1 protein-coding gene is annotated in these 866 nt (G+C 64.0%); it reads left to right on the forward strand.

The features are described from left to right. Positions 1 to 866, forward strand: an 866-nt coding sequence (locus ACFPIH_RS56340; RefSeq protein ID WP_381188164.1) for an alpha-amylase family glycosyl hydrolase, incomplete at both ends; no start/stop codon positions are given.

Consider the following 866-nt stretch of genomic DNA (forward strand, 5'->3'; position numbering starts at 1 on the left):
CCCGACGGACCCTACGGCGACTACTACATGTGGGCAGACGACGACAAACAGTACGCCGACGCCCGCATCATCTTCGTCGACACCGAAGCCTCCAACTGGACCTTCGACCCCGTCCGCAAGCAGTACTTCTTCCACCGCTTCTTCTCCCACCAACCGGACCTCAACTACGAGAACCCGGCCGTGCAGGAGGAGATGATCTCCGCGCTGCGGTTCTGGCTGGACCTGGGCATCGACGGCTTCCGGCTGGACGCGGTGCCGTACCTGTACGCCCAGGAGGGCACCAACTGCGAAAACCTTCCTGCCACCCATGAGTTCCTGAAGCGGGTGCGGAAGGAGATCGACTTCCACTACCCGGACACGGTGATCCTGGCCGAGGCGAACCAGTGGCCCGAGGACGTCGTCGACTACTTCGGGGACTACTCCTCCGGCGGCGACGAATGCCACATGGCCTTCCACTTCCCCGTCATGCCCCGGATCTTCATGGCCGTACGCCGGGAATCCCGCTACCCCGTCTCGGAAATCCTCGCCAAAACCCCCGCCATCCCCGCCCGGTGCCAATGGGGAATCTTCCTCCGCAACCACGACGAACTCACCCTCGAAATGGTCACCGACGAGGAACGCGACTATATGTACGCGGAATACGCGAAAGACCCGCGTATGCGCGCCAACATCGGCATCCGACGGCGGCTCGCCCCCCTCCTGGACAACGACCGCAACCAGATCGAGCTCTTCACCGCCCTGCTCCTGTCTCTCCCCGGATCGCCGATCCTCTACTACGGCGACGAGATCGGCATGGGCGACAACATCTGGCTCGGCGACCGCGACGCCGTCCGCACCCCCATGCAGTGGACACCCGACCGCAACGC

It is taken from the genome of Streptomyces vulcanius (assembly GCF_042653945.1).
Lineage (GTDB): Bacteria > Actinomycetota > Actinomycetes > Streptomycetales > Streptomycetaceae > Streptomyces > Streptomyces mangrovi.